This window comes from Mycobacterium arosiense ATCC BAA-1401 = DSM 45069 (assembly GCF_002086125.1).
GTDB lineage: Bacteria > Actinomycetota > Actinomycetes > Mycobacteriales > Mycobacteriaceae > Mycobacterium > Mycobacterium arosiense.
Map to the genome: position 1 here is coordinate 1 of NZ_MVHG01000256.1, position 402 is coordinate 402.

The following is a 402-nucleotide window of genomic DNA, read 5'->3' on the forward strand; positions in this document are numbered from 1 at the left end:
TGGGTGTGTGAGGTGGACGCAACCATCCGGCTTCGCATCCCTGTGTCGTCCCACAGCGCCGACGCGGCTGCGGGAGAGGTGACCGATCAGATGGTGCAGCAAGCGATCGCGGAGCTGCGCGGTCCGCTGTTGGCAAACGCGATCCAGGAGCACGACGTAGTGGACGTCGAGGAGAGCTAGCGCCCTGTCGGATAGTGGTGGCCGGCCCGTGACACGGTCGGCCACCACTATGCGTCGACCGTGTCAGCCTCCACCCGGCACAGGGGTGGGGTGTGGTCGAAACAGGTTCGCAGCACCCACTTTTCTTGTTGTCGATATGCAGTGAAGATTGACAACGTGGCCAGTGTTGTTTAACAACAGGTCGCGCAGGCATGCCGAGCGGTAATTGCTCCGGGAGAGTGG

General features: G+C 62.4%; 1 pseudogene. It reads left to right on the top strand.

The window, feature by feature from the left end:
* Positions 1 to 180: pseudogene (locus BST14_RS28370) on the top strand (hypothetical protein); the annotation flags it as partial.
* Positions 181 to 402: the final 222 nt, after the last annotated feature.